Origin of the sequence: Plantactinospora sp. CA-294935 (assembly GCF_050936445.1) — a bacterium.
Lineage (GTDB): Bacteria > Actinomycetota > Actinomycetes > Mycobacteriales > Micromonosporaceae > Plantactinospora.
Genome location: NZ_JBNJMU010000001.1, coordinates 10,041,478 through 10,066,053, shown reverse-complemented (window position 1 = coordinate 10,066,053; position 24,576 = coordinate 10,041,478). Strand labels below are relative to the sequence as shown.

The following is a 24,576-nucleotide window of genomic DNA, read 5'->3' as shown; positions in this document are numbered from 1 at the left end:
CCCGCGGGCGGCGGCCGGTTCGTCACCGGTCCGGTCGACCCAGCCCGTCGGCCCGGGCCCGGTCCCGCATCCAGTCGTGCACCTGCCGCGACGACATCGGGTTGACCTCGCGCGGATTCACCAGGACCTGGGTGCGGGACGGCAGGACGCCGGGGCGCTGCCGTTGCGCCCGGGTCACGGTGCCGCCGCCGTCGGCCGGGATCCCGGTGCCGACCAGGTACGCCTGCCCGGCCGGGATGCCCAACTCGGCGCCGATCTCCTGGTAGCTCCGGCCCAGGCCGACCAGGTGCAGCACGCTTTCCTTGCTCGCCACGCCGCCCCCGCTCACCGCGCCGACCGGTACCGACCGCCAACCACCGACAAGCCTCTCATTTCGCCCAGGTCGCCGGAGCCGGTTTGCGCTCTCCGCACCGCGACGGGTGGTGGCCGACATGACGCAGGGCCGCTCCCCGTCACCGTCGGACGGGAAGCGGCCCTGCGGTGCTCGGTCGGCCTTGCGTGCCGGGTCGGCCCTGCGTGCCCGGGGTCAGTTTGCCAGCGGGGTGTGCCCGGCCGGCACGGTCTCGTCGGCGCGCGGAGGTGGCGGCGGGGTGCCGTCCCCGAACGGGCGGCCGCCGAGCGCCTCCCGGCCGTGCGGGTCCAGCCAGTTGCGCAGGTCCGGCCCGAGCGGCACGATCCCGGTCGGGTTGATGTCCCGGTGCACCTCGTAGTAGTGCCGCTTGATGTGGTCGAAGTCGATGGTGTCGCCGAACCCGGGCGTGCTGAACAGATCCCGGGCGTACGCCCACAGCACCGGCTGCTCGGTCAGCTTCTGCCGGTTGCACTTGAAGTGCCCGTGGTAGACGGCGTCGAACCGGACCAGGGTGGTGAACAGCCGGATGTCCGCCTCGGTGATGCTGTCCCCGACCAGATAGCGCTGCCCCTCCAGCCGGGCCGACAGCCAGTCCAGCCGGTCGAAGAGCCGCCGGTACGCCTTCTCGTACGCCTGCTGGCTGCCGGCGAAACCGCACCGGTACACCCCGTTGTTGACGTCGGCGAAGACGACCGCGTTCACCTCGTCGATCTCCTCCCGCAGCGCGTCCGGATAGAGGTCCGGCGCACCGGTCCGGTGGTACGCCCGCCACTGTGTCGACAGGTCGAGGGTGATCTGGGCGAAGTCGTTCGTCACCACCTGCCCGGTCGGTACGTCCACGATCGCCGGCACGGTGATCCCGCGCTCGTACCCGGGGAACCGGGCGAAGAACGCCTCCTGGAGCCGCTCGATGCCGAGCACCGGGTCCCGGCCGCCGGGGTCGAGGTCGAAGGTCCAGCTCCGGGCGTCGTGGGTCGGCCCGGCGATGCCCATCGACAGCACGTCCTCCAGCCCGAGCAGCCGGCGGACGATGACCACCCGGTTGGCCCACGGGCAGGCCCGGCTCACCACGAGCCGGTACCGGCCGGGTTCCACCGGATAGCCGTCCTGCCCGTCAGCGGTGATCCGGGTGGCGATGTAGCGCTGGTCCCGGGTGAACTCCCCACCCCGGTTGACGTAGCTGCCCTCGGTGGTGCTGCTGCCCTCTGCGGTGTTCGACATTCTGCTATCGTTCCCCAAACCTGCCTCGGATCCACCGCCGGAACGCCCCGAACCCCGCGATCGTCAGCCGGATGCGCTCCGGCAGGTGTCCGAGCCGGAGTCAGCGGCGCATCAGCTCGTTGACCGCCCCGTAGTCCAGGGCGCCGGCGAGGGCGTCGTAACCGCCCGACCCGTACGCCTCCTCGGCGGCCCGCCGGACCACCGCGTACGCGGCCTCGGCGACCGCCGAGCCGAGGCTGACCCGGGCCACCCCGAGCTCTGCGAGATCGGGCACGGTCGGCGCACCGGGCCCGGCGAGGATGTTGACCGGTGCCGGGATACCGGCGACCAGTGCCGCCACCGTCTCCGGATCGACCACTCCGGGCACGAAGATCCCGTCGGCACCGGCCCGCAGGTAGGCGGCTGCCCGGTCGAGAGTCTCCGGCAGCCCGCCGGCACCGCGCAGGAAGGTGTCGACCCGGGCGTTGACGTACAGCGGCACCCCGACCTGGTCCGCGACGGCCCGGGCGGCGGCCAGCCGGGCGGACTGGTCGGCGACCTCGCGCAACCCCGGGCCGCCGCCCGGCGCCGCGTCCTCCAGGTTGACCCCGACCGCACCGGCGGCCAGCACCGCGCGGACGGTCTCGGCGACCCGCTCGGGGGTGGTCCCGAAACCGGACTCGACGTCGGCGGTGACCGGCACCGAGACCGCGCCGGCGACCCGCCCGACGAGTTCGGTGGCCAGTTCCCGGCCGAGGACGTCGCCGTCCGGGGCGCCCAGGCTCCACGCCACCCCGGCGCTGGTGGTCGCGACGGCCCGGGCGCCGGCGGCCTCCACTATCCGGGCGCTCGCCGCGTCCCACACGTTGACCAGGACGATCGGGTCGGACGGGACGTGCAGGGAACGGAACAGCTCGGCGCGGCTGCGTTGATCACTCATGCCCGGTAGTCTCCGCCGCCCGCGCCGGGCGCCGTATTCTTTCAGCTCTGGCTAAAACGACGGGCCTGTCGAACGAAGGGGCCTGGCTGGAACGAAGGGTCGGCGTGGTCTCCATCGGTCTGCCGGGCGGTGCCGTCGCCCGGATCCGGTTCGCGGTCTCCTGCCTCTGGGAGGTCGCGACCAGCGTCCGGGTGCTGCGCGACGCCGGCGACCACGCCGTGCACCTGCCCTGGGCGACCCGGGTACGCCCCCGATTGGTCGACGCCGGCCTCGTCCCCGCCGGCGGTGCTTCCCCCGGCCCGGTCGACGGTGCCGGGGCGGCCGGGGGCGGACTGCTCTGGCAGTTGATCCCGGCCGGGCCGCACTACCTGCCCGACTTCCTCACCCCGGCACCAGAGGGGCTGAACCCGGAGCTGGACACCGAACTCGCGACGCTCCGGGCCACCCCGGCCGAGGTGGTCCGGGCGGACCTCGACGGCTACGCCGGCCGGGACGCCCCGGCAGTGCGGCACCTGCACGCCGACCCGGCCGAGGGGCTGCGCCGGCTCGCCGACGAGATCGTCCGGTACTGGCGGATCGCGCTTGCGCCGGACTGGGCGCGGATCCGGCTGCTGCTCGACGCCGAGGTGCATCACCGGGCCCGACGACTGGCCGCCGACGGTGCCGCCGGACTCCTCAACGACCTGCACCGGCAGGTCCGGTGGGAGGGGGAGACGCTGGCGATCGCCCAGCAGCACTGCACCGCCGCCGACGTGCCGGACGGGGACGGCTTGGTGCTGATCCCGTCGGTCTTCGTCTGGCCGTCGGTGCTCAGCGTCGCGGCCGGTCCGGCGCCGCAGCTCGCGTACCCGGCCCGGGGCATCGCCACGCTCTGGGAGACACCCCGGCAGGCGTCCGACAGCCTGGCCGCGGTGCTCGGCCGGGGCCGGGCCCGGGTACTCGCCGAGATGCGGTCACCGGTCTCCACCACCGAGCTGGCCCGGCGTACCGGGCTCTCGGCCGGGGGCGTGTCGCAGCACCTCGCCGTGCTCCGGGCCGCCGGGCTGGTGGCCACGCACCGGACCGGCCGGACGGTGCTGAACAGCCGTACCACGGTCGCCGAGGCGCTGCTCTCGGTGGCCGGCTGATCGCGGCTGTTCCCGGCGCCACGTCCGGCCGGCCCCCGGTGCCTGGGCTAACCACCCGGGCACGGGCGGCACGGGACGTACCACCTCCATCGGGCGGGCCTTGCGGGACCGCTCAAGGCACCGCCTCCCTCGTCAGTGAGCGGGCACCGACACGCAGACCATCGTGGTGTCCTCAAGGGCCTCGACGACCCCGGGCGCCTGCTCCGGAACGTGCACGAAGTCTCCTGCGCGCACCGTCACGGCGTCGCTCTCGGTGCCGACTCGTAGCGCTCCGCTGAGCACCACCCAGACCTCCGCGTAGGAGGCCGGCAGGTCGGCACGCGCCCCCGCGTAGAGGAACGATGTATAGGCGCTCATCGACCCGCTGTCCTCTTTGCCGAGGGCGGGTGCAATGAGGATCCGGTCACCGAAGCGGACGGCGTCGTCGCCGATCGCCGAGCTGAACCTGCGGGCCTGCGAGGGCGTGCCAGCCATGCCGAAACCTCTCCTGGTAGTGAACCTTTTTCAACCTGAACCGCGCGGCGCTCACGTACCGCGTCCGACCTTGGCGGTCCGCCGGACCGCAAGGGGAGGTTGAAAAGGGTTCAGTGGTCAGGCGTCGAGTTCGGTCGCCGCGACGGCGTGTACGGGCGGCGCCTGGATCCCGAGCTCCCGTGCGATGGCCGGTATCTCAGGGTCCGCGAGGAACTCGTCGTAGTCCTCCGCGTCCCAGTCGAAGACGGACCACACCCGGTGCGCGTCGTCGGGATCGAAATAGACCCGGGCGCCCCGGCAGCCGTGCTCCCGCCGTTTCTCCGCGCCGACTGTCTCAAAGACCTCCAGGAACCGATCGGGGTCGGTGATCCTGGCGATGGTGACGATCACTACCTGCTCCTAAGCGCCGTGGACGACTTCCCGCCAGTCGTTCAGAACCATAGAACCTCAACTATCATTGAGGTCAAGGGCTGGCGGCAACCCGAAGAGGGGTCCTTGGACCCGACCATGCTCGACACGCTCAATGCCGTTGCAGTACTCCGGCCGTAGCTGGTTGGTTCGGGGTCTTCGCTGGTAGGGGGCTTGTTTGGCGCGGCACTAGTGTCGACGTCGCCTCGTGGCGTTCACCACCCGATCGCGTCTGCCCCGCCGATCAAGGGACTCAACGACGCGCCTCCGCACGTCAGGGTGGTTGGTGGCCCTTGTTACGATCTTGGCCGTGCATCCCGATCCCGCACCACCGGGCCGGATCCAGCCCGCCCACGGACGGCCAGCCGACCAGCGATTCACCGGAAGGACTTCCGCCGCGTTCGGTCCGCACCGATTCGGCCCGGCCGGGGCGCCACCGACCGGTTCCGCCCCCTGGGCGGGAGCCTGGACGGCGGGCAAGTCGGCTAGAAGGACGGCGCTGGTGGTGCTGCTCGGCCTGGCTTCCATCGGGCTGAACACCGCCATCGCGTACGCCACCGTCGGGTCGAGGGTCATTTCGATCGTGACGGGACTCGCCTTCTGCCTGGTCTTCATGATCGTCGTACGTGTCCTACACCGGGCGATGTGGCTCTCCTTGCTCTCGTTCCTTCCCGCCCTGTTCGTACTCGTGGGATCGGTGGGGCTCGCCCCCGACCTGGCGCTGGAGAAGCGCGGCGTCCGCCAGGAGGTGACCATCGTCGACGCCGAGGTCGCCGGTAAGCGGCACACCTTCACGCTCCGGGGCGACGATGGTCCGCTCGACGAGCCACTGATCTATCAGGGCAGCAACCCCGGCTACCACATCGGCGAAACCCTAACCGTGCTCACCGACCCGGACGGGGTGATCGCGCTCGAGGAGGCCGATCGGGTCGACTCCAGTGCCACCCTGGGGTCGCTGGTCCTCGGTGGCATCGGCTGGACTTTCATCGCACTGCTCGCGGGATGGCGTGGGCACGTCCGCCGTCGGGAAGGCCGGTTCGACACCCTGGTGATATAGCGCGCCGATCCAGCACGAGCGGATGAGCCGCTCCGCGCGTTCCGGAAGGGCGAACCAGTTGCCAGGAAGGACCCGGAGTGGAAAGACGAGAGCTGAGGGGCGATGGGCGCAGGTGACAGGCGGAGGACCGTGTCGACGATGGCCGTCGCGGTCCTGCTGCTTGCGGGCTGCGGTTCGGCGGGATTGCAGGACATGCCGGCACTTCAGTTCGGCGAGGCGATAGACACGGCGATTGCCGGGGTGGCGAAGAACGGCGAGCCGGTCCTGGTCCGCGACCTCACGAGCGTGGAGTGGGACGAGGTCGCGCTCTTCAGCGAGGGTGCAACAAAGCCGGAGATCGAGAACGTGGTCGGCGAGAGTGGCCTGAAGGGCAATCGCTACCTGTCGTCGCCCAACCTTCTCGTGTTCCGTGACGCGGGCGAGGTGGTGTCGCTGATCGGGACAACCCCGGACCTGTTCACGGGAGAGTACGGCGTGCTGTTCGGCCCGGAGGCGTTCCTCACCCCTGATGAGGCCCGGGGCGGGTACGTCCGGTTGACTGGCGGTACCTGACGGCAACCGACGTCGCCGGCAGCGTCCTGTCCGAAACGGGCACTCAGCCCGGTGCACAACATCGCCGCCAATAGCTGGCTTATCGGCGCCGACACAGCACCGATCATGCCGTTCATCCGCGGAAATACCAATGCACGCGGGTACGGCTGGAGCGCTAGGCTGCCCGACGGAACCGACGCCGTACCCGTGACCCACCGGCGGGTACCGCTGCGAGGAGGCGGCAGGCAATGCCCGGACTGACCTATCCGGAGGTCGGTGCCACCCGCACCGGCCGGCTGCCGGCCGGCTACCGGCACCTGCGCTACCGCGCCGCCCTGCCCCCGGGCGCGTTCGAGGTGGCCGGCGAGGCGGTGCTCTGCTGGCGGATGCACCGGGCCATGGGGGTGCGGATCGAGGCCAGCGCGCCCCGGGCCGAGCCGGGCTGCACGGTCACCACCGGGCTCGGGCTGGGCCGGCTCCGGCTGGCCGCACCCTGCGAGGTGGTCTGGACGGTACGCGACGACCGGCGGGCCGGCTTCGGCTACGGCACCCTCCCCGGACACCCGGTACGGGGCGAGGAGGCGTTCCTGGTCGAGCGCGCCGACGACGGTGGGGCCTGGTTCACCGTCACCGCGTTCAGCCGACCGGCCAGCCCGCTGACCCGGGCCGCCGGCCCGCTGCTGCCGCTCTTCCAGCGCGGGTACGCCTGGCGCTGCGCGTCGGTGCTCCGCCGGCTGGCCGCCGGCTGAGCGCCGGGGCGGACGACGCGGGGCGGAGGTCGCCCTCGGGAAGCGTCTGCGGTGCGGACCGACCCGGGGAAGCGTCTGCGGTGCGGACCAGCGAGGACCGTTGGCGGTGCGGACCAGCGAGGACCGTCGGCGGTGCGGACGCCAGGACCGTCGGCGGATCAGAACCGGGCGAAGGAGCGGAGCGGCATCCGTGGGCCGAACCGGGGCGCGTGGTGACCGCCGGCCTCCAGCAGCACGCAGACCCGGCCACGGTGGCCCCGGAACGGCTCCAGCAGGGCCAGCATCCGGGCGTCGTCGCCGCGTACCTCGCCGGCCAGGGCCCAGGCGACCGTGTTCGGGATGTGGTAGTCGCCGACGCTCACCGCGTCCGGGTCTCCGAAGGCGATCCGGACCACCTCGGCGGCGGTCCACGGGCCGATCCCGGCGATGGCGGTGAGCCGGCGGGTCGCCTCGACCGGGTCGGCGCAGCGCTCCAGCCGGTCCGCTTCGGCAGCCGCCCGGCGCAGCGTCTCCGCCCGCCGCTGCTCCACCCCGAACGGGTGGAACACCCAGTACGGCTGGCCGGCGATCACCGACGGTTCGGGCGGGGCCCAGAGCCGGGGCAGCGGGCCGGGGGCGGGTACGCCGAACCGGCGCACCGTCGCCGAGTACGCCCGGAACGCCTCCTTGCCGGTGACCTTCTGCTCCAGGATCGCCCGGAGCAGCCGGGGGAAGATCTGCCCGGCGGCCGGTAGCCGGAGCCCCCGGTGGGTGCTGGCCAGCCGGGCCACCAGCGGGTGACCGGCGGCGAGCCGGTCGAAGCCGGTCAGGTCGTCGCGCAGTCCCGCCACGGCGTCGGCCCGGTCCACCACCCAGCCGCCGCCCGGCCCGTAGCCGTCGGCGACCAGGTCGCCCCCGACCCGGCGCAGCGCCAGCGTCCCCGGCCCGTCCGGAGTGCGGGTGGCCCACCAGAACGTGCCGTCGACGAACCGGGCGCAGGGGTCGTGTGCCCCCATCGCCAGCGACCGGACCGAGCCGTCGAGGTGGTAGCGCTCCGGTGGGCGCAACAGCCGGCTCGCGGTCGGCCCGGTTTCGGTCACCGGATCCTCCGGAGGATGCCCCGTCTTGCAAGGCGGGGAGAAATCCGGACTCCGCCAGGAGTGGCCCGGCGGAGCCGGGACGGTCCGAGGGCGAAGCCCGCTGGCCTGCGGCGTGTCGCGTTACTCAAACCTCTCCTCGGGTAAGCATTCGAACATGCGTACAGCGTACAAGTGTCGGGTCTACCCGACCCCCGAACAGGCGGCGGTGTTCAACCGCACCTTCGGCTGCGTACGCCTAATCTGGAACCGCACCCTCGCCACCCGGCACGTCGCCTACCACCAGCGCGGCGAGCGCACCTCGTACCGACAGACCGACGCCGCGTTGACCGGCTGGAAACCCGACGACCGAACTCGCCTTCCTGTCCGAGGTGTCCTCCGTGCCGTTGCAGCAAACGCTGCGCCACCAGCACACCGCCTACGTTAACTTCTTCGCCGGCCGCGCCCGCTACCCCCGCTTCAAGTCCCGGCACGGCCGCCAGCCGGCGCACTACACCCGGTCCGCGTTTCGGATCAGGGCCGGCGCGTTGCACATCGCGGAGACCGACGGGCCGCTCGCCCTGGTGTGGTCGTGGCCGAACATCGACCTGGCCACCCTGAACCCGACGATGGTCGTGATCTCCCGCGACACCGACGGGCGCTGGTACGCCACCCTTGCCGTCGACGTCGACCAGCCCGCCCCGGCGGGTCCAGCCGGTGCCGAGATCGGCGTCGACCCGGGCGTGAAGGACTTCGCCGTCCTGTCGACCGGCGAGCGGATCGCCAACCCTCGACACCTGGAGCGCAAGGCGCGGAACCTGGCCCGTTACCAGCGGCGCATGGCCCGCTGTCAACGCGGGTCGGCGAACCGGCGCAAGGCCAGAGCGAAAGTCGCCGCCGCCCACCGCAAGGTGCGTAACGCCCGCGCCGACTCACCACGCTCTCCCTCGGGACGCGCCACTGGGCGTGTCCCGACTGCGGCACCCGGCACGACCGGGACATCAACGCCGCCGAGAACATCATTGCGGCTGGTCGAGTCGTAGCTGAGAGCGATCTCGGCGATGCCTGCGGAGCTGATGTGAGACAGCAAGGGTCCTCCCTTCTGCGGTCGGCTGGGAAACAGGAAACCTCTGGGGCGACCCAGGGAATCCCCGTCCCTCAGCTTCAGGGCGGGGAGTAAGTCAACCGGACACCCTGCCACGCATGCGCGGGGGGACCGCAGAGCCCGGAACGGCTGTCCGGGCGCCGGGCTGGCCGGGCGCCGGGGGTGGGCACGCCCGAGCCCGGGATACGGAGAACGGCACCGGAACGCCCGTGCGCGTTCCGGTGCCGTCCGGCCTGTAGCGGTGTCAGGTGCGGTCCGACCCGGTCTCCTCCTCTCGGGCTCTCCAGCCGGACTCACCTGGTGGGCGGCGGGGGTTGGGGACCAGTCACCGCCGGGTGGTGCGGGTTGTGTGGCGGGAGCGTTTACACCGCTGCGGCCGCCGGTCGGCCGGAGCCGGCCGGGATCACCGGACGGTGATCCGCACTACGTCGAAGGCCGGCACCTGGTTGGCGCGGGTCATCATCGGGATCCGGTGCGAGCCGTCGCCGGCCCACACCGCGCACTGCGCGGTACCCCGCTGGGTCAGCCCCGGCACGGTCACCGTGACGGTGTCCGGCTGGGCACCGCCCCGGCCGTCCTCGGTCGCCACGAAGAACGCCGGGACCGGCGCCGGGTCCGGTGCGGTACGGCTGCTGCCCAACATCCGGCAGGCGGAGTGGAAGTGGCCGCGGACCAGGCCCTCCTCGGTGAGGAAGGAGCTCTCCTTGTAGTAGCCGCCCTGCCCGGCCGGCAGGAACCGGTCCCGGACCAGGTTGCGGGTGCTGACCTGGAGCGTGAACTGCTGGTTGACCCGGACCGAGTTCGGCGACTGGGTGATCAGCAGGCTCGGGTTCTGCTCCGGGGCGCCGACCTCACCGAACGCGGTGCCGACGCAGCGGGGGCCGTTCTGGAAGCCGTCGTGCGCCGTGAGGTCGCTGTCCGAGCAGTCCGCGCCGAGCGGCTCGAGCGCGGCCGGGTTGCCCGGCGCGGGGGTGCCGCTGGTACCCGGGCTGGGGGTGCAGTTGGTGCCGCCGCTGCCGGGGCGGCCGCGCTGGGCCAGGGTGCCCGGCTCCTGCCCGTCACCGGGGTGCTGGATGGCACCGTGGTCGTGGTACGACCGGGTCTGCGGCTTCGCCGCCGTGCCCGGGCCCGTCGCGGCCGCCGAGGAGGACGGGTTCGCCGTGCCCGGGGCGCCGGTCGGGGCGCTCGTCGACGGCGCGGAGGTCGCCGGGGCCGGAGCGGTCGGGCAGGGCTTGGCGGCCGGCGGCCGACCCCGGCCCCACGTGCCGGCGTTCGAGACCTGGGTCACCGTGATGATCGCGCCGAACACGCCCAGCGTGGCCAGTACGGCGATCAGGCGCTTGTTGCGTGGTGGTCGGTTCGAGCGCCGCCGTGAGGAGCGGACGGGGGTGTTCTTCACGTGGTGCCACCTCTTCCTTAGAGGGTTCGGTCAGCGAGGTCGGATTTCAGCGGGACCAGGCTGGTGGTGCCGACGGCCAGGAGGTCGTCGGGCGGGGCGGGATGCTGAGCGGGCCATCGACTGCGCGGGCCCGGAAGTCCGGCGATCGGCGCGCTGTCGACCCGGCGGGGGTCACCGGGCGCGGCGCTGGCCACGGAGATCGGCGAAGCGAAGGACGATCGTGGTCGCCGCGTGGCAACCCGTATATCGTCTCCATCTTCCCGCCTTTCCGAATATTCAGCCGGTAACGGTGCGAAAAAAACCGTACGGAATGCATTGGCTGAGAGTCAAACCGTGGTAGAGAAGATAGGGATCTCTTGAGGTCCACTTAAAAGGAAATTATGTTTCGGGGAGCGAACCATCGGCAGGGCCGTCGGGTCGGTCGCCGGAGGGGTGTCGGTCAGCTCCGCGCAGCGTCCGCAGTGGCCGGTCGGGCCGGGCCCGCGCAGGCCGCGACGCCGACCCCGGAGCAGGGCCGGCGTCACAGCCGGACAGCGACCGTTGCCGCGCGCCGCGTCCGGGATCACGGCGACGACCGACCGCGCCTACCCTGGCAACGGCCGGCCGCCGGGTCTGTGGGGCAGCACCGGGTGCTGGACGGTCAGTAGCTCAGCGGGCCCTGTTCCTCTTCCTCGGCGTCGGCCGGCGGCGGGGCGACCGGTTTCGGCGTACCGGTCGGCAGGCAGCTCAGGTTCTTGGTGCCGGTCGGGGTCACCACGAACCAGGTACCGCCGACACCCTGGCCCTTCCACTGTCCGGGCGACTTGTCACCGATGTAGCGGTACACCGGCCAGCCGCCGATGGTGATCTGCCTGGTGCCGTCGGGCCGGGTGACCGTGCCGACCTTGTCGGCGGCGACCCCCTTGAGGCTCGGCTTGCTGTTGGTGAGCGCGGGCGGCCACACCCGGGCGCACTCGCCGGCACAGGTCGTCGTCGGCGGCTTCGCCGAGTCCCGGTCGAAGCGGTAGAGCACCCAGCCCTTGTCGTCGGTCACCACCTGCCCCATCCGGGGGACCCGCTTGCCGACGAGGCCGGCGGTGATGTCCACATCGGCCACCTTGACCGGCCGGGCGGTCGGCTCGGCGGTGGGTTCGGCGGTCGGCTCGGCGGCCGCGTTCGCCGCCGGCTTCGCATTGCCGGCGGTATTGGTCTCCGGGGTGGTTCCCGCTGGTGCGCAGGCCGTCAACGCGGCCAGCGCCGCGCCGGCCAGAACGACGCCGGTACGCTTCGTCGGTGCCACGTCCCCTCCTCTGCTGGACAGGTTGCCGGAAAGTACGGCCGTCTCGGCCGCCCGGATGAGCTATTTGCAGTGGACAATTTCACAGCGATACGTTGAACTCTTGCCCGGTGCGGTACGTACAAATCAAGAGCCATCGCGGCCACGTGCTTTCCAGCCGCTCGGCAAACCCCTGATCGATCCGTGACCCTATTCGGGCGCGCAATTATCCGAGGCGTGGTGACGCCGGGACCATGCGTGTCCGGCGCCGCCGGATCGGGGCGGGGAACTCCGGGCCGCCCACCTGCGGTGCCAGGGGCGCGGCCGGCTCGGTCAGGCCCGTACGGTGACCAGGGGGTCCACCGAGCCGTCGTCGTCGATCACCTGCACCTGGAGTTGACCGATGTCGTCCGAGTCGGTGGAGGTGGCGGTCTCCAGCATCAGCGGGTTGGGCTGGGCCGCCGTGCCGTAGCCGCCGGGCGGCACCTTCCAACTGGAGATGGCCTCGGTCTCCCCGTTCTTGTGGATCAGCACCAGCCGGCACTTCTTCGGGCCGGAAACGCCACTCAGTGCGTACGAGATCCGGGTGCCCCAGGGCGTCGAGCCCAGGACCACCTCCATGCGTGCCCCGGTGTCCGGGTCGGTGGCGGTGAACCGCTCGCCGGCCGGCGCGGGCCGGCCGGTGGCTCCCGGACTGGTGGTGACCGTGCCGGGGCCGGGCGGCTGCGCGGTCGTACCGGGATCGGCGATCCGGGTCCCGGTGAACAGCGCCAGGCCGCTCAGCATCGCCACCAGGACCACTCCGGCCGCGAGGCTGTAGAGCCGGCGGCTGTGGGCCCGCCGCCGGTCCGCGCCGACCGCCGCCACCACCCGCTCGAAGAGCCGGCCGTCGGTTTCGACGCGCTCGGCCACCATCAGCTCGTGGCCGTCGACCTCGCCCAGCAGGTCCACCACCGGCAGCAGCGACTCCAGCTCCAGCCCGCACTGCGGGCAGCTCGCCAGGTGCTCCTCGAAGCGGAGGGTGTCCCGTTCGTCCAGGACGCCGAGCGCGTACGACGCGACGTCCCAGTGGATCTCGGCGCTCACTCGGTCACCCCCCGCTCCACCAGGGCCGCGCGGAGTGCCCGGAGCGCGTAGTAGACCCGGGACTTCGCGGTGCCGAGCGGCAGCCCCAACTCCTCGGCCGCCTCCGGCACGGTGCGTCCCCGGAAGTACGTCGCCACCAGCACCTCCCGGTGCGGCTGGCTCAGCGTGCGCAGCGCGTCCGTGATGGTCATCATCCGCAGCACCCGGTCCGTGTCGTCCGACTCGGAGAACGCCTCGAGATCGCGGTCGTACGTCTCGGCGGGGCGGGCCTGCTCGCTGCGGTGGTCGTCGATCACGATCCGCCGGGCGACGGTGACCAGCCAGGGGCGCAGCGACGACTGGCCGTGGGTGCCGAGCCGGTGCGCGTTGCGCCAGGCGCGCAACAGCGTCTCCTGCACGACGTCCTCGGCGCGCTGGCGGTCGCCGCCGGTCAGCCGCAGGACGAACATCAGCAGAGGTTTGGCATGTTCCTCGTAGAGCACGCGAACGAGCTCGTCGGAGTGCCGCGTCTCGGCGGGGGTCGAATTGTGGCGGCCGGCAGCCGGTCGCGATGTCACCGGCCCATCATTCCGTCCGTTTGGCCGCGCGTCGAGACTTTTCCGGTACCGAATTGCCCGGCGTTGCGAGGTGGCGCACATTCGCCCCGGCATGACCGTGTCGCCGTACCATCCGCCGGCTACCGCCTGCATCCCACCCATACCTCCGCGTCGAAGGCGCGTGAGCCGGCCCCCCGCCTGGGGCCCGGTCGATCCCGCCGCCGAGAAGTACGGATTCCGGCCCGGGCCGGATCAACGCAGCTCGGAGAAGTTGTGCCGGGACCTGCGCTCCGGCGACCGTTCATCCGATGTGTCCACCTAGATGGCGATGTTGAAGCTGCCCGGCGGGGGTGGCGCGGAGGGCCGCGCGGCGGTGTCGGTGACCACCCGGGCACCGTCGGCGAAGCGGTCCAGGTCGGCGCCGGCCAGCACCCGGCCGGGAAACCAGTCTCCGGCGGTGCGCCGGACCAGTTCCGGCACCGGCAGTTCGGCCCGGCTGCCGGCCAGCACCAGGTTGCCGTACCGGCGGCCGCGCAGCACCGCCGAGTCGGCGATCAGGCAGACCTCGGGGAGTACCGCCCGGACGGTGGCGACCTGGGCGCGGGCGTACCGCAGCGGCGGGCCGTCCGCGACGTTGACCAGGTGCACGCCGCCGGGGCGCAGCACCCGGGCCGCCTCGGCCGCGAACTCCACTGAGGAGAGATGCGCCGGGGTGCGGGCACCGGCGAAGACGTCGGCCACCACCACGTCGTAGTCGCCCTCCCGGATCGTGCCGAGCACCTCCCGGGCGTCGCCGACCCGGACCCGCAGCCGGGGGTCGGCCGGCCAGGGCAGTTTCTCGCGGACCAGGTCGACCAGAGCCGCGTCGATCTCGACGACCCGCTGCGTCGAGCCGGGCCGGGTGGCCGAGAGGTAGCGGGGCAGCGTCAACGCCCCGCCGCCCAGGTGCAGTACCCGGAGCGGCTCGCCGGCCGGCGCGACGAGGTCGAGCACGATGGCGATCCGGCGGACGTACTCGAATTCCAGGTGGGTCGGGTCGGCGAGGTCGACGTGCGACTGCGGCGCCCCGTCGACCAGCAGGGTGTACGAGCCCGGCCGGTCCGGATCCGGGCGCAGCTCCGCCAGACCGCTCGCCACCTTCACCGCCAACGCGTCGGCCCGCCGTTTCCGTCCCACCGGTGAAGTATGGCCGCCGGGTCCGCCGGTCCGGGCCGGGGTCGGCGGAAGGGGTCCTTCCACACACCGCCCGGTCAGCGGGTGTAGGCCGCCGGGGCGGCCCGGGTGGTGGCCAGGGTCAGGGCGCGGTGCAGCAGCCGGCCGTCGCCGAGCCGGGCCCGCAGCCGGCGCTCCAGCCCGGCGATCGGGATCAGGTTCTGCGGGGCCCGGGGGTCCTTGTAGGGCGTGGAGGCGAACCTCGGCAGCGTGACCAGGGAGAGGTCCGCCAGCTCGATCGCCTGCTGCTCGGCCAGTTCGGCCGAGCACTCCACCCGGACGATCCCGGCCCACGGGCCGCGCCCGGAGCCGGGTAACCGCAGGTACCACGAGTAGCCGCCCCAGGCCGTACCGAGCCGGAAGACCGGGGAGCGTTCCCGAGCTGCCAGCCCGGTGACCAGCGCGGTGTGCCGGGCGTCCAGGTATTGGCTGTGCTGGGTCTTGATGTAGCCGAGGGTGCGCGGCAGTTGCCGCCGGCTGCGCAGCGGGCCGTCCACCACCAGCAGGTCGCCGTCGTCCCGGACCGCGCCGGAGACCTTCACCTCCAGCGCGGTCAGCGGCCCCTGGACCGCCGCCGGCAGCTTGCTCAGCTCACCGGTCCCGCTGAGCCGGTGTACGGCGTACCGGATCTGCCCGGCGACCACGTCCTGCGCGGACGGGCTGGCGGTGAAGAGTCCCCGCTCGACCTCGGCACCGGCCAACTCGGCGGCACCCCGGCGCAGGTCGCACCGGACCACCCCGGCGGCGTACGAGGCGGCCAGGCCGGGAAACGAGCTGCCGTCCGGCTCCTCGGTCCAGACGCTGGCGTCGATCCGCCGTACCCCGTCGACCAGCAGCACCACGTCCGGCGGCTCGACGGAGTCCGGTGCGGTGAGCGGGCGCCACTCGTCGGCGGGCAGTTCGACGTCGGTCTGCACCTGGGCGCTGCTCGGCGCCGCCGGGCCGCCGGCCGCCTCGAACGAGGCACCGTAGGCCGGGTCCCAGGCGTCGACGAAGAGCCGGGTGCTCACCGGCCGGTCCGTTCCACCCGGGAACTCCGGGCGTCCTTGCGTACCTCGAAGCGGACCGGAATCCGTTCGGCCAGCGCCGGTACGTGGGTGACCACCCCGACCATCCGGTCCCCCCGGGCGGCGAGATTTTCCAGGGTGGCGGCGACGGTGTCCAGGGTGGCCGCGTCCAGCGTGCCGAAGCCCTCGTCGAGCACGATCGACTCCAGGCTGGCGGTGGTGGTCGACAGCCCGGCGAGCTGTTCGGAGAGCGCCAGCGCCAGCGCCAGCGAGGCCTGGAAGGTCTCGCCGCCCGACAGCGTCCGGACCGCCCGGCGCAGCCCGGCGTCGTGGTGGTCGAGCACGAAGAACTCGCCCTTGTCGTGCGCCAGGTCGTATTGCCCGTCGGTGAGTTCGCGCAGGATCCGGGAGGCGCCGTCGACCAGCATGTCCAGCGCCTCGGCCAGCAGCCAGCGCTCGAAGTTGTTGGCCCGCAGGTGCCCGGCGAGCGCCTTGGCGACCCGGGACTCCCGCTCGTGCCCGGCCCGCTGTTCGGTCAGCTCCCGGGCCTGCTCCCGCCGCTCGACCAGCCGGCGCTGCTCGGCCTCGGCCCGCTCGACGGCGACCACCGCCAGCCGGACCGGGTCGGCGTCGGCGGCCGGCCGGTCCAGCCCGACGGCGGTGAAGAGCGCGGCGATCCGTTCGGCCACCGCCTCGACGCCGCCGTGCGCCTCGGTCACCGCCGAGGCGGCGCCGGCCCGCCGCGCGTGCCGCTCCTCGGTGGCCCGGGCCGCCCAGCCGGCGAGCCCGGCCCAGGCGGCGGTCACGTCGGCCCGGTCGGCGGCCGGCGGGCCGAGCCGGGCCACCCCGTCCCGGACGGTGTCGAAGGCGTGCCAGGCGCCGCGCAGCCGCTCCTCGGCCGCCTCCACACCGGCCCGGGCCCGCCGGGCGGCCTCCCGGGCCGCCCGTACCGCGCCGCCGCCCGCCTCCAGGTCGCGCCGGAGCCCGGCGAGCAGTTCGAGCTGTTCGCGCAGCGCGGCCGGGCCGGGGGAGTCGGCCAGCCGGGCGTCCAGGTCGGCCAGCCGGGCGGTGAGCTGCTCGTGCCGGGCCCGGGCCTGGTCGAGGGTGCGTTCCAGGTCCCGGGCGGCCCGGTCCCGTTCGGCGACCAGCCGGTTGGCGGTGTCGGCGGCGGCCCGGGCGGCCTCGCCGGCCTGCTTCGCGGCGGCCACCGCCGAGCCCGCCGGCAGCGGCGGCACCTCGGTCACCGGCTGGGTGCAGACCGGGCAGGGCGCCCCGGCGTGCAGGTGGGCCCGGAGTGCCGCCGCCCGGTCGGCGGTCTGCGCCTCCTGGTAGGCGGCCCGGGCCGCCTCCAGCTCCGCACCGGCCCGCTCCGCAACGGCGCGGGCCGCCTCCAGCGCGGCCACCGCCGCGTCGTGGTCGGCACCGGCCGAGTCCAGCGCGCCGGCCAGCGTCGCCGCCTCGCCGGCCACCTGCCTGCGTTCGGTGTGCGCCTGTTGCAGCAGCCGCAGCGCCGCCGGGTCGCCGGCGCCGGCCAGCTCGCCCCGGAGCTTCTCCTCGCGTTCCTCGGCCACGGTCACCGCCACCGACGCCTCGGCCGCCGCTTCCCGGGCGGTCTCGACGGCCTCGGCGACCACCGCCAGGTCCCGGGGCGGCCGGACCCGGGCCAGCTCGGCGAGTTCGGCGTCGAGCGCGGCCAGGGCGCGTTCCGCCTCGGTCGCGGCGGTACGGGCGGCCCGCAGCTCGGGTACGGCGGCGTCGACCCCGTCGGCCAGCTCGCGCATCGCGTCGACCCGGGCGGCGGCGGCCGCCAGCGCCTCGTCGTCGATCCCGGTGAGCCCGTCGAGTACCCGGTCGACGGCCTCCAGCGCGGCGTCGGCCCGGGCGGCCCGGGCGGTCGCCCGCTTCTGCACCTCCTCGTAGACGCCGAGGCCGAGCAGGTTGACCAGGATCTGCTGCCGGGTCGCCGGCTTGGCGTGCAGGAAGTCGGCGAACTGTCCCTGTGGCAGCAGCACGCAGCTCGTGAACTGCTCGTACGGCAGCCCGACCGCCTCCAGCACCGCCTCGTCCATCTCGGCCGGGGTGCCGGCGACCACCTCGCCGAGGTCCTCCGGGCTCAGCCCGGTGTCCAGCTTCGTCACGTCGAAGCCGGGCGGCATGAGTTGCAGCCCCGCGTTGCCGGTCTTGACGTTGCCCCGGCTGTCCCGCCGGACCACCCGGGTCGCCACGTAGCGTGCGCCGGCAGACTCGAAGACCAGCCGGACCCGTGCCTCGGCGGCCGACGGCGCCAGCGCGTTGGCGATGCCCCGGGCGCCGCCCCAACGCGGTACGGTGCCGTAGAGGGCGAAGCAGATCGCGTCGAGCACGCTGGACTTGCCCGAACCGGTCGGCCCGACCAGGGCGAAGAAGTCCGCGTCGGTGAAGTCAACGGTGGTCGCGTCCCGGAAGGCGGTGAAGCCGGCCAGGTCGAGCCGGAGCGGACGCACTATTTGGTCGCCTCCTCGTAGAGTTCGTCGAACAGTTCGCGTACTCCGTCGTCGGCCTGGCCCCGGCTGGTCAGGTAGTCGCCGAACAGCTCCCGGGGGGAGCGCCCGGCCCGCTGCGCGGCCCGGCCCGCACCGGCGGCCGGCAGCATCTCCGGGTCGATCCGCACCTCCAGGGCCCGGGGCAGCAGATCCTGCACCTCCTCGCGCAGCCCGGCCCGGGGCGCCTCCCGGACGTAGACCCGCAGCCAGGCCGTGCGGTCGTCGACCTTCGCGAGTTCGGCCAGGGTGCCGCGTACGGTGCGCAGCGGCGCCGCCGCCGTGATCGGCACCTCCCGGACCCGGGCGGCCGTCCGGGTGCCCACCTCGACGATGCTGACCGAGGGGCGGTTCTCCTCCTCGCCGAAGTCGACCGCGAGCGGGCTGCCGCTGTAACGGATGTGGCACGGCCCGAGCACCTGCTGCGCCCGGTGCAGGTGCCCCAGCGCCACGTAGTGCGCCCCACCCGGAAAGACCGAGGCCGGTACGGCGTAGTTGAGCACGGTGTGTGCCTCCCGCTCACCGCCGCCGGTTCGGGCGCCCACCACGGTCAGGTGCCCGGTGACCAGGTGCACCCGGTCGGGGGAGTCGAAGCTCTCGGTCAGCCGGCCGAGCACCCGCCCGACGTGGTCCGCGTACGTCTGCACCGCCTCGGCGGCGGTCAGCTCGTACATCTCGACGGCGCGGACCGCGTACCGCTGGGAGAGGAACGGCAGCGCGACCAGCCGCCACGCCTCGCCGTCGGCGGTGCTGCCGTCGATGACGTGCTCGGCCGGGTTGTCCCGGACGCTGCCCCGCAGCGCCACCCCGGCGGCCTCGGCCCACGGGCGCAGCGCGTCCAGGGCCGGCCCGTTGTCGTGGTTGCCGCCGATCGCCACGACCTGGGCGCCGGTGCGGCGCAGCGCGGAGAGTGCCCGGGTGACCAGCCGGGTCGCCTCCGGGGTCGGCGCGGCGGTGTCGTAGAGGTCACCGGCGACGATCACCAGGTCGGGGGACTCGGCCTGGGCGACCTCGACCACCTGGGCGAGGGCGTCCCGGTGCTCGCCGATCCGGGACTGTCCCTTGAGGACCTTGCCGACGTGCCAGTCGGAGGTGTGCAGGATCTTCACGGCCGCCGGACTCCGTTTCCGTTCGTTCGCGACTGCGGGGCTCGCAAGACCGGCTCACTCCTCGCGCTCACGGCGTTTCCGTTCGTTCGCGACTGCGGGGCTCGCAAGACCGGCTCACTCCTCGCGCTCACGGCGTTTCCGTTCGTTCGCGACTGCGGGGCTCGCAAGACCGGCTCACTCCTCGCGCTCACGGGTACCTAGAAGGGGATGTCGTCGTCGGAGAGCACGCCCGACCGGGTGCCGACCACCGCGAACGGGTCGGCGGCCTGGGTGATCGAGCGGAGCGTCCCGGCCGGTGCGGCGCCGGCCTCGGAGACCCGGGTCGCCCAGGCCGGGAAGGGGAAGTCCAGGCAGAGCGGCACCGGGATGTCCGGCTGGTTGACGAACATCGTGCCCGGCTTGGCCAGCAGCGCCCGCTGCCGCTGCGCGGCGGGGAGGAAGCCGTACTCCGGGCGGGACGCCTCGGCCGGGTCGAGCCGGCCGACCACCCGGATCGCCGAGTTGGTGACGATCCGCCGCTCCACCTCGCTGGCGGTCTGCTGCGCCCCGATCAGGATCACCCCGAGCGAGCGGCCCCGCTCGGCGATGTCCAGCAGCACCTCCTTGATCGGCGAGGAGCCCTCCCGGGGGGCGTACTTGTTCAGCTCGTCGAGGACGACGAAGAGCAGCGGCTTGGCGGTGCCGGACTTCTCCTTGCGCTCGAACTCGGTCTTCAGGGTCACCCCGACCACGAACCGCTGCGCCCGGTCCGGCAGGTTGTGCAGGTCGACCACGGTCACCTGGGCGCTCTCGGCGGTGTTCACGCTGTGCGGCCGGCGGGTGGCCAGGTCACCTCGGATCAGCCTCGCCAGGTCCTTCTTGCTGCCGATCAGCCGCCGGGCGAAGGCGTTGACGGTGCCCATGTTGACCGCGCTGCCGGCCCACTCCGAGCGGGTCTCGTCGTCGGTGAGCTGCTCGACGATGTGGTCGACCAGGTCGGGGTAGGAGTTGATCCGCACTCCGTCGACGCTGACCCCGCCGTCGGCGGGCTGGGCGTACCGGGCCAGATGGGCGGCGACCGAGTGCACCACCATGGTGTATTGCTGGCGCTCGTCGTCGGCGTCGGCGAAGACGTACGGCAGCAGGCGGTCGGCGCAGAACTCGGTCAGCGTCCAGTAGAAGCTGTCCACCCCGGAGAGCCGGCTGCTCACGTCCGGGGTGCCGGAGGAGTCGCCGGCCCGCGGCGGGGCGTAGACCCGGACGTCCGGGAACGCCCCGGCGGAAAGCCCCAGCTTGGCGTACGTCTCGGTGGTCGCCGCGTCGAGCCGGCTGTTCGGGTGGTCGAGGAAGAGCAGGTCCTCGCCCTTGACGTTGAAGATCAGTGCCTTCGCGTTCACCGCGTCGCCGCCGAGCACCCCGGAGCGGAACACCGAGTAGAGCAGGAAGGTGGCGAAGCTGGTCTTGGTGGCCACCCCGGAGATGCCGGAGATCGAGACGTGCGCGCCCCGGCTGCCGTCCAGGAAGTCGGCGTTCAGGAAGACCGGCACGCCGTCCCGGCCGATCCCCATCGGCACCCGGCGCTCCATCCGGTCGAAGTGCAGCGCGGCCGACCGGGCCTCGCCCTCGGCCCGGTAGACCACGGCGCCGGGGGAGGGCGGCACGTAGAACTCCGGGTCCACCCGGGTGGTGGTGATCTCGGCCGCCTCCTGCACCATCGCCGGCAGGGTGCCGTCGGCGATGGCGAAGACGTCGGAGTCGAACTGCGCTCCCTCGTGCCGGGCCCGGACCTGGGTGACCACGCCGGCGATGGTGACCGGCTCCCGGTCGGGCAACTCGCGCCGGGTCACCACCACGTCGTCGAGCTGGAGGTAACTGCCCGGGGTGACCGCCGTCCAGAACTGCAACGGGGTGGCGTCGGCGGTGCCCAGCACCCGACCGACCGCCGCGCCCGGATCCTCCGGTGGGCTGTCGGTCACCGCGCCACTCCGGTCGGTGCCGCCCCGGTCGGTGCCGCGCCGGTCAAGGTGAGAATCTGGTCAAGACACACGAGTCGCATCCTGCCTCACTAGTACGACACCGTGCCACGCGGCGCGGCGGTAACCCGGGCGGCCGCCGGGTTCGTCCTGCACTCGGCCGTACACGGCTGCTTTGCGGCACATTAACCAGATCTTGGCGGTCCGCTCCCGGTGCCCGACTAGCCTCCTGCGCCATGATGACCCTCAATCCGCCGTCGGACCGGGGCAACACGCCGGCACCGGCGGGACACGACAGCCGCCGGCCCCGGCGTACCCCGGTGCTCGTGGCCGCCCTGCTGCTGGCCGCCGCCGTCGGGGCCGGAGCCGCCGCCACCGCCGACCCCGCGCCGGCCGCCGCCGAGCCGGGCCGGGTGCACGTGTCGGAGAACTTCGACGGCGGCGCGCTGCCGGCCGGCTGGCGCGCGGTCGACGGCACCTGGCGGGTGCAGAACGGCCGACTCTACGGCACCTCGGCCAGCTCCAGCCAGAACAACAAGGTCACCTTCGGGGCGTACCTGACGCACTTCCGGTTCGAGGCGACCGTACGCTTCGAGTCCGTGACCGCGAGCACCCGATGGGCCGCGCTCGGCCTGGACGTACCGGCGACCGGGGCGACCCCGTGGTGGATCGCCACCATGCGCAGCGGCACCACCGCGGCCAACGGGCTGGAGTTCGCCGAACGCACCACCGCCAACGCCTGGAACGTCACCGACACCGCCGCCGCGCCGACCGCCGCCGGTACCGGCCGGGACGTCCGGGTCGCCGTCGAGGTGCACGGCGGCCAGGCCCGGTGGTCCTTCGACGGCCGGGAGATGCTGCGCACCGGCAGCCTGCGCCGTTCCGGTACGGCCGGCCAGGCGCTCTTCGTCAACGGCGCCACCGTCTCCTTCGACGACGTCCGGATCACCGAGCTGGCCCCGAGCGCCCTGCTCCGGCCGCCGGGCAGTCCGGTCGCGGTGATCGCCCACCGGGGCGCCTCGGCGGCCGCTCCGGAGAACACCCTGGTCGCCCAGGAGATCGCCCGGCGCGGCGGCGCGGACTGGATCGAGAACGACGTGCAGCCGAGCAGCGACGGCGTGCCGTTCGTGCTGCACGACGCGACCGTGGACCGCACCACCGACGGCACCGGCGCGATCCGCTCGCTGACCAGTACCCGGCTCAAGGCGCTGGACGCGGGCTCCTGGTTCGCCCCGCACTATGCCGGGGTGCGGATGCCGACCCTGGCCGAGCAGTTGGCGGACCTGCGTACCCGGGGCGGCCGGCTGGTGCTGGAGATCAAGGGTGCGCACAGCCGGGCCGAGGTCGCCCGGATCGTCGCGGTGGTCCGCGAGCAGCAGATGACCGACCGGGTACTCGTGCAGAGCTTCGAGGTCGACGTGCTGCGGTACACCCGCGAGCTGGCTCCGGAGTTGCCGCTCGGGCTGCTCCGCAGCACCCTGGACGCCGACCCGGTGGCGATCTCCGCCGAACTCGGCCTGGCCACCTACAACCCCTCCTCGGCGGCGCTGCTCACCCGGCCGGGGATCGTGGGCGACCTGCACCGGGCCGGGATCGCGCTGATGGTCTGGACGGTGGACACCCCCGCCGGCTGGCGCCAGCTCGACGATCTGGGCGTGGACGGGATCATCACCAACCGCCCGGCCGAACTGGTCGGCTGGAACGCCGCCCAGGGCTAGCCGGCCGCGTTGCGGTGCCCCGGGAGCCGGGGCACCGCCGGCGGGCTCAGCCGCGGACGTACCGGAGTAGCAGCTCGTCCCCGGCGGCGAGGACGTGCCGCAGCGACATCCCGTGCGGCGTGCCGGTGGGCCCGGCGGTGATCCGCCCGGCGCCCGGACCGGTCAGCATCGGCGCCACCGTCAGGCAGACCTCGTCGACCAGGCCGGCGGCGGTCAGCGAGCCGAACAGGTGCGGCCCGCCCTCGCTGAGCAGTTGCCCGTGCCCACGGCGATGCAGTTCGGCCAGGCCGGCGGCCAGGTCGACCTGCTCCTCGCCGTGGCGCAGCAGCTCGGCGGCGTCGGCCAGCCCGGCCGGCGCCTCGGCCCGTTCGGAGGTGAGCACCACCGGCCGGACCGGGGCGTCCGCGAAGGCCGCCGACTCCGGGTCGAGGTTCAGTGCCCGGGAGACCACGACCATCCTCGGGTACTCGGCCAGCCCGTGCTCCCGGCGCCAGGCCCGGCGCCGCTCGTCGAGCCGGAGCGCCCGGTACGCCTCGTGCCGCAGCGTGCCGGCGCCGACCACCAGCGCGTCGCAGACCATCCGCAGCAGGCCGAAGACCCGCTTGTCCGGCGCGCTGGACAGCCCGGCGGAGTGGCCGTCCAGCTCCACCGCCCCGTCGATGCTGGCGACGAAGTTCATCCGCAGGTGGGGGCGGTCGAGGCGCGGATAGAGCGCGATCAGCGCCGGGTCGTCCAGGGCCGTGGCCGCCGGCTCAGGCCACAGCCGGGTTATTCCGACATTCCCGGTCATTCGCTGGCCGGACCGGTGACCGGAGGGACGGGTGCGGGGGTACGGTGCTGGCAGTCGCACCAGTTGCGGCCCCGGCAGTCGTCGTGCCTGTTGTCCCGGCAGGCTCGGCAGATCATGCCGGTAGCCTATGCCGAGAGGGTGGGAGACGATGCGCCGTCAGATCTTCCAGCTCAAGGTGTCGCTCGCCGACGTCACACCGCCGGTCTGGCGGCGGGTGCTGGTGCCGGGCGGCTACACCCTGGACCGGGTGCACCGGGTGTTCCAGTCCGTACTGGGCTGGCAGAACTGCCACCTGCACTCGTTCGACATCGACGGGGTGCAGTACGGGGTGCCGGATGCCGAGGGGGAGTTGACGCTCCGCGACGAGCTGGACACCCGGCTGGACGCGGTGGCGACCAAGGGCGGTCGCTTCCTCTACACCTACGACTTCGGCGACTGGTGGGAGCACGACGTGATCGTCGAGGACGTCTTCGGCGCCGATCCCGACGAGCGTTATCCGGTCTGCTCCGCCGGTGCGGGGGCCTGCCCGCCGGAGGACGTCGGCGGCCCGTTCGGCTACCGGCAGTTCCTCGCCGCGATGGCCGACCCGGCCCATCCGGAGCACGATTCGCTGCGCGACTGGCTCGGCCGGCCCTTCGATCCGTCGACTTTCGACCCGGACCGGGCGAGCACCCTGGCCCGCTGGCTCAGCTAACCTCGGGTACGCCCGGGCGTGGCCGGGAACGCCGGGGCGTACCGAGCCGGCCGCCGGCCACTGTGGAGCGGTGCCGGGTGGGGCCGGGTACCGCTTGATCCGCCGCCGGCCGCGTCGTGCCGTCACCTCCGCTGCCGGCGCCGCCGGCCGCCGCGCGCCCCGTGCGGACCCCTCCGGTGTCGAGATCGCTTGCCGGGACGGATCTGGCTACCCGCCGGTTGGCCCGGACTGTCGGCCCGCCCGTTACCTCGGGGATAACGCCCCGCTTTGCGGGTGAGTGACCCAGCGCCGACGGTAACGA

The 24,576-nt window shown here is 73.3% G+C and carries 23 protein-coding genes and 2 pseudogenes; 9 read left to right on the top strand and 16 right to left on the bottom strand.

Features of this window, described 5'->3' with window-relative positions:
• Positions 1-22 precede the first annotated feature (22 nt).
• From ACQEVC_RS43595 to ACQEVC_RS43585, 3 genes are all read right to left on the bottom strand, one after another.
• Positions 23-313, bottom strand: a complete 291-nt coding sequence (locus ACQEVC_RS43595; protein WP_432890170.1) for a hypothetical protein — start codon at positions 311-313, stop codon at positions 23-25.
• Positions 314-526: 213 nt separating this feature from the next.
• Entirely contained in the window at positions 527-1,573 is a 1,047-nt protein-coding gene (locus ACQEVC_RS43590) for a glutathione S-transferase family protein (RefSeq protein ID WP_432890167.1), read from the bottom strand.
• A gap of 100 nt (positions 1,574-1,673) precedes the next feature.
• Positions 1,674-2,492, bottom strand: coding sequence for an isocitrate lyase/PEP mutase family protein (locus ACQEVC_RS43585; RefSeq protein ID WP_432890164.1), 819 nt, complete (start codon positions 2,490-2,492; stop codon positions 1,674-1,676).
• A 104-nt stretch (positions 2,493-2,596) separates the two neighbouring features.
• On the opposite strand from ACQEVC_RS43585, the gene ACQEVC_RS43580 reads away from it, so the two are divergent.
• Positions 2,597-3,619 (top strand): DUF5937 family protein, encoded by a 1,023-nt coding sequence (locus ACQEVC_RS43580; RefSeq protein ID WP_432890161.1) that lies wholly within the window; start codon positions 2,597-2,599, stop codon positions 3,617-3,619.
• A 132-nt stretch (positions 3,620-3,751) separates the two neighbouring features.
• Here ACQEVC_RS43580 and ACQEVC_RS43575 read toward each other — a convergent pair whose 3' ends face one another.
• Positions 3,752-4,093 carry a cupin domain-containing protein gene (locus tag ACQEVC_RS43575; RefSeq protein ID WP_432890158.1) on the bottom strand — a complete coding sequence of 114 codons (342 nt, stop codon included), beginning with the start codon at positions 4,091-4,093 and terminating at the stop codon, positions 3,752-3,754.
• A 117-nt stretch (positions 4,094-4,210) separates the two neighbouring features.
• Positions 4,211-4,483: a hypothetical protein gene (locus ACQEVC_RS43570; protein WP_432890155.1), complete on the bottom strand. Its 273-nt coding sequence runs from the start codon at positions 4,481-4,483 to the stop codon at positions 4,211-4,213.
• Between the two features lie 520 nt (positions 4,484-5,003).
• Between ACQEVC_RS43570 and ACQEVC_RS43565 the strand changes: the two genes are divergently transcribed.
• From ACQEVC_RS43565 to ACQEVC_RS43555, 3 genes are all read left to right on the top strand, one after another.
• A complete protein-coding gene (locus tag ACQEVC_RS43565; protein ID WP_432890152.1) occupies positions 5,004-5,558 on the top strand; it encodes a hypothetical protein in 555 nt (184 codons plus the stop codon).
• 138 nt (positions 5,559-5,696) lie between these two features.
• Positions 5,697-6,110 (top strand): hypothetical protein, encoded by a 414-nt coding sequence (locus tag ACQEVC_RS43560; protein WP_432890149.1) that lies wholly within the window; start codon positions 5,697-5,699, stop codon positions 6,108-6,110.
• A 227-nt stretch (positions 6,111-6,337) separates the two neighbouring features.
• A complete protein-coding gene (locus ACQEVC_RS43555; protein WP_432890146.1) occupies positions 6,338-6,838 on the top strand; it encodes a DUF1990 family protein in 501 nt (166 codons plus the stop codon).
• A 158-nt stretch (positions 6,839-6,996) separates the two neighbouring features.
• On the opposite strand, the gene ACQEVC_RS43550 is transcribed toward ACQEVC_RS43555, so the two are convergent.
• Positions 6,997-7,917 (bottom strand): DNA-3-methyladenine glycosylase family protein, encoded by a 921-nt coding sequence (locus tag ACQEVC_RS43550; protein ID WP_432890143.1) that lies wholly within the window; start codon positions 7,915-7,917, stop codon positions 6,997-6,999.
• Positions 7,918-8,071: 154 nt separating this feature from the next.
• On the opposite strand from ACQEVC_RS43550, the gene ACQEVC_RS43545 reads away from it, so the two are divergent.
• The 3 genes and pseudogenes from ACQEVC_RS43545 to ACQEVC_RS43535 all read left to right on the top strand — a co-directional run.
• Positions 8,072-8,341, top strand: coding sequence for a helix-turn-helix domain-containing protein (locus ACQEVC_RS43545; RefSeq protein ID WP_432890140.1), 270 nt, complete (start codon positions 8,072-8,074; stop codon positions 8,339-8,341).
• Positions 8,271-8,936, top strand: a pseudogene (locus ACQEVC_RS43540) (RNA-guided endonuclease InsQ/TnpB family protein); the annotation flags it as partial. The gene ACQEVC_RS43545 and the pseudogene ACQEVC_RS43540, both read left to right, overlap by 71 nt.
• Positions 8,876-9,073 (top strand): annotated as a pseudogene (locus ACQEVC_RS43535) (hypothetical protein); the annotation flags it as partial. The pseudogenes ACQEVC_RS43540 and ACQEVC_RS43535, both read left to right, overlap by 61 nt.
• Positions 9,074-9,401: 328 nt before the next feature.
• Here ACQEVC_RS43535 and ACQEVC_RS43530 read toward each other — a convergent pair.
• The 9 genes from ACQEVC_RS43530 to ACQEVC_RS43490 form a co-directional block, all read right to left on the bottom strand.
• Entirely contained in the window at positions 9,402-10,397 is a 996-nt protein-coding gene (locus tag ACQEVC_RS43530) for a Pecanex-like protein 1 (protein WP_432890137.1), read from the bottom strand.
• Between the two features lie 640 nt (positions 10,398-11,037).
• A complete protein-coding gene (locus ACQEVC_RS43525; RefSeq protein ID WP_432890134.1) occupies positions 11,038-11,676 on the bottom strand; it encodes a COG4315 family predicted lipoprotein in 639 nt (212 codons plus the stop codon).
• Between the two features lie 309 nt (positions 11,677-11,985).
• A complete protein-coding gene (locus tag ACQEVC_RS43520) occupies positions 11,986-12,738 on the bottom strand; it encodes a zf-HC2 domain-containing protein (RefSeq protein WP_432890132.1) in 753 nt (250 codons plus the stop codon).
• Positions 12,735-13,427, bottom strand: a complete 693-nt coding sequence (locus ACQEVC_RS43515) for a sigma-70 family RNA polymerase sigma factor (RefSeq protein ID WP_432890129.1) — start codon at positions 13,425-13,427, stop codon at positions 12,735-12,737. The genes ACQEVC_RS43520 and ACQEVC_RS43515 overlap by 4 nt, the downstream gene beginning before the upstream one ends.
• Positions 13,428-13,592: 165 nt before the next feature.
• Positions 13,593-14,450, bottom strand: a complete 858-nt coding sequence (locus ACQEVC_RS43510; RefSeq protein ID WP_432890127.1) for a spermidine synthase — start codon at positions 14,448-14,450, stop codon at positions 13,593-13,595.
• Between the two features lie 74 nt (positions 14,451-14,524).
• Positions 14,525-15,496, bottom strand: a complete 972-nt coding sequence (locus ACQEVC_RS43505) for a hypothetical protein (RefSeq protein WP_432890124.1) — start codon at positions 15,494-15,496, stop codon at positions 14,525-14,527.
• Complete coding sequence (locus ACQEVC_RS43500) at positions 15,493-17,976, bottom strand: AAA family ATPase (RefSeq protein ID WP_432890121.1); 2,484 nt, start codon at positions 17,974-17,976, stop codon at positions 15,493-15,495. The genes ACQEVC_RS43505 and ACQEVC_RS43500 overlap by 4 nt, the downstream gene beginning before the upstream one ends.
• Positions 17,976-19,121 (bottom strand): exonuclease SbcCD subunit D, encoded by a 1,146-nt coding sequence (locus ACQEVC_RS43495; protein WP_432890117.1) that lies wholly within the window; start codon positions 19,119-19,121, stop codon positions 17,976-17,978. Before ACQEVC_RS43495 ends, ACQEVC_RS43500 begins: the two co-directional genes overlap by 1 nt.
• 197 nt (positions 19,122-19,318) lie before the next feature.
• Positions 19,319-21,076, bottom strand: coding sequence for an ATP-binding protein (locus ACQEVC_RS43490; protein WP_432890114.1), 1,758 nt, complete (start codon positions 21,074-21,076; stop codon positions 19,319-19,321).
• 233 nt (positions 21,077-21,309) lie between these two features.
• Between ACQEVC_RS43490 and ACQEVC_RS43485 the strand changes: the two genes are divergently transcribed.
• Positions 21,310-22,791 carry a glycerophosphodiester phosphodiesterase gene (locus tag ACQEVC_RS43485; RefSeq protein WP_432890111.1) on the top strand — a complete coding sequence of 494 codons (1,482 nt, stop codon included), beginning with the start codon at positions 21,310-21,312 and terminating at the stop codon, positions 22,789-22,791.
• 46 nt (positions 22,792-22,837) lie between these two features.
• On the opposite strand, the gene ACQEVC_RS43480 is transcribed toward ACQEVC_RS43485, so the two are convergent.
• A complete protein-coding gene (locus tag ACQEVC_RS43480) occupies positions 22,838-23,581 on the bottom strand; it encodes a pyrimidine reductase family protein (protein WP_432890109.1) in 744 nt (247 codons plus the stop codon).
• Between the two features lie 148 nt (positions 23,582-23,729).
• Here ACQEVC_RS43480 and ACQEVC_RS43475 point away from each other — a divergent pair, with 148 nt between their 5' ends.
• Positions 23,730-24,275: a plasmid pRiA4b ORF-3 family protein gene (locus ACQEVC_RS43475; protein WP_432890107.1), complete on the top strand. Its 546-nt coding sequence runs from the start codon at positions 23,730-23,732 to the stop codon at positions 24,273-24,275.
• The last annotated feature ends 301 nt before the right edge of the window (positions 24,276-24,576 follow it).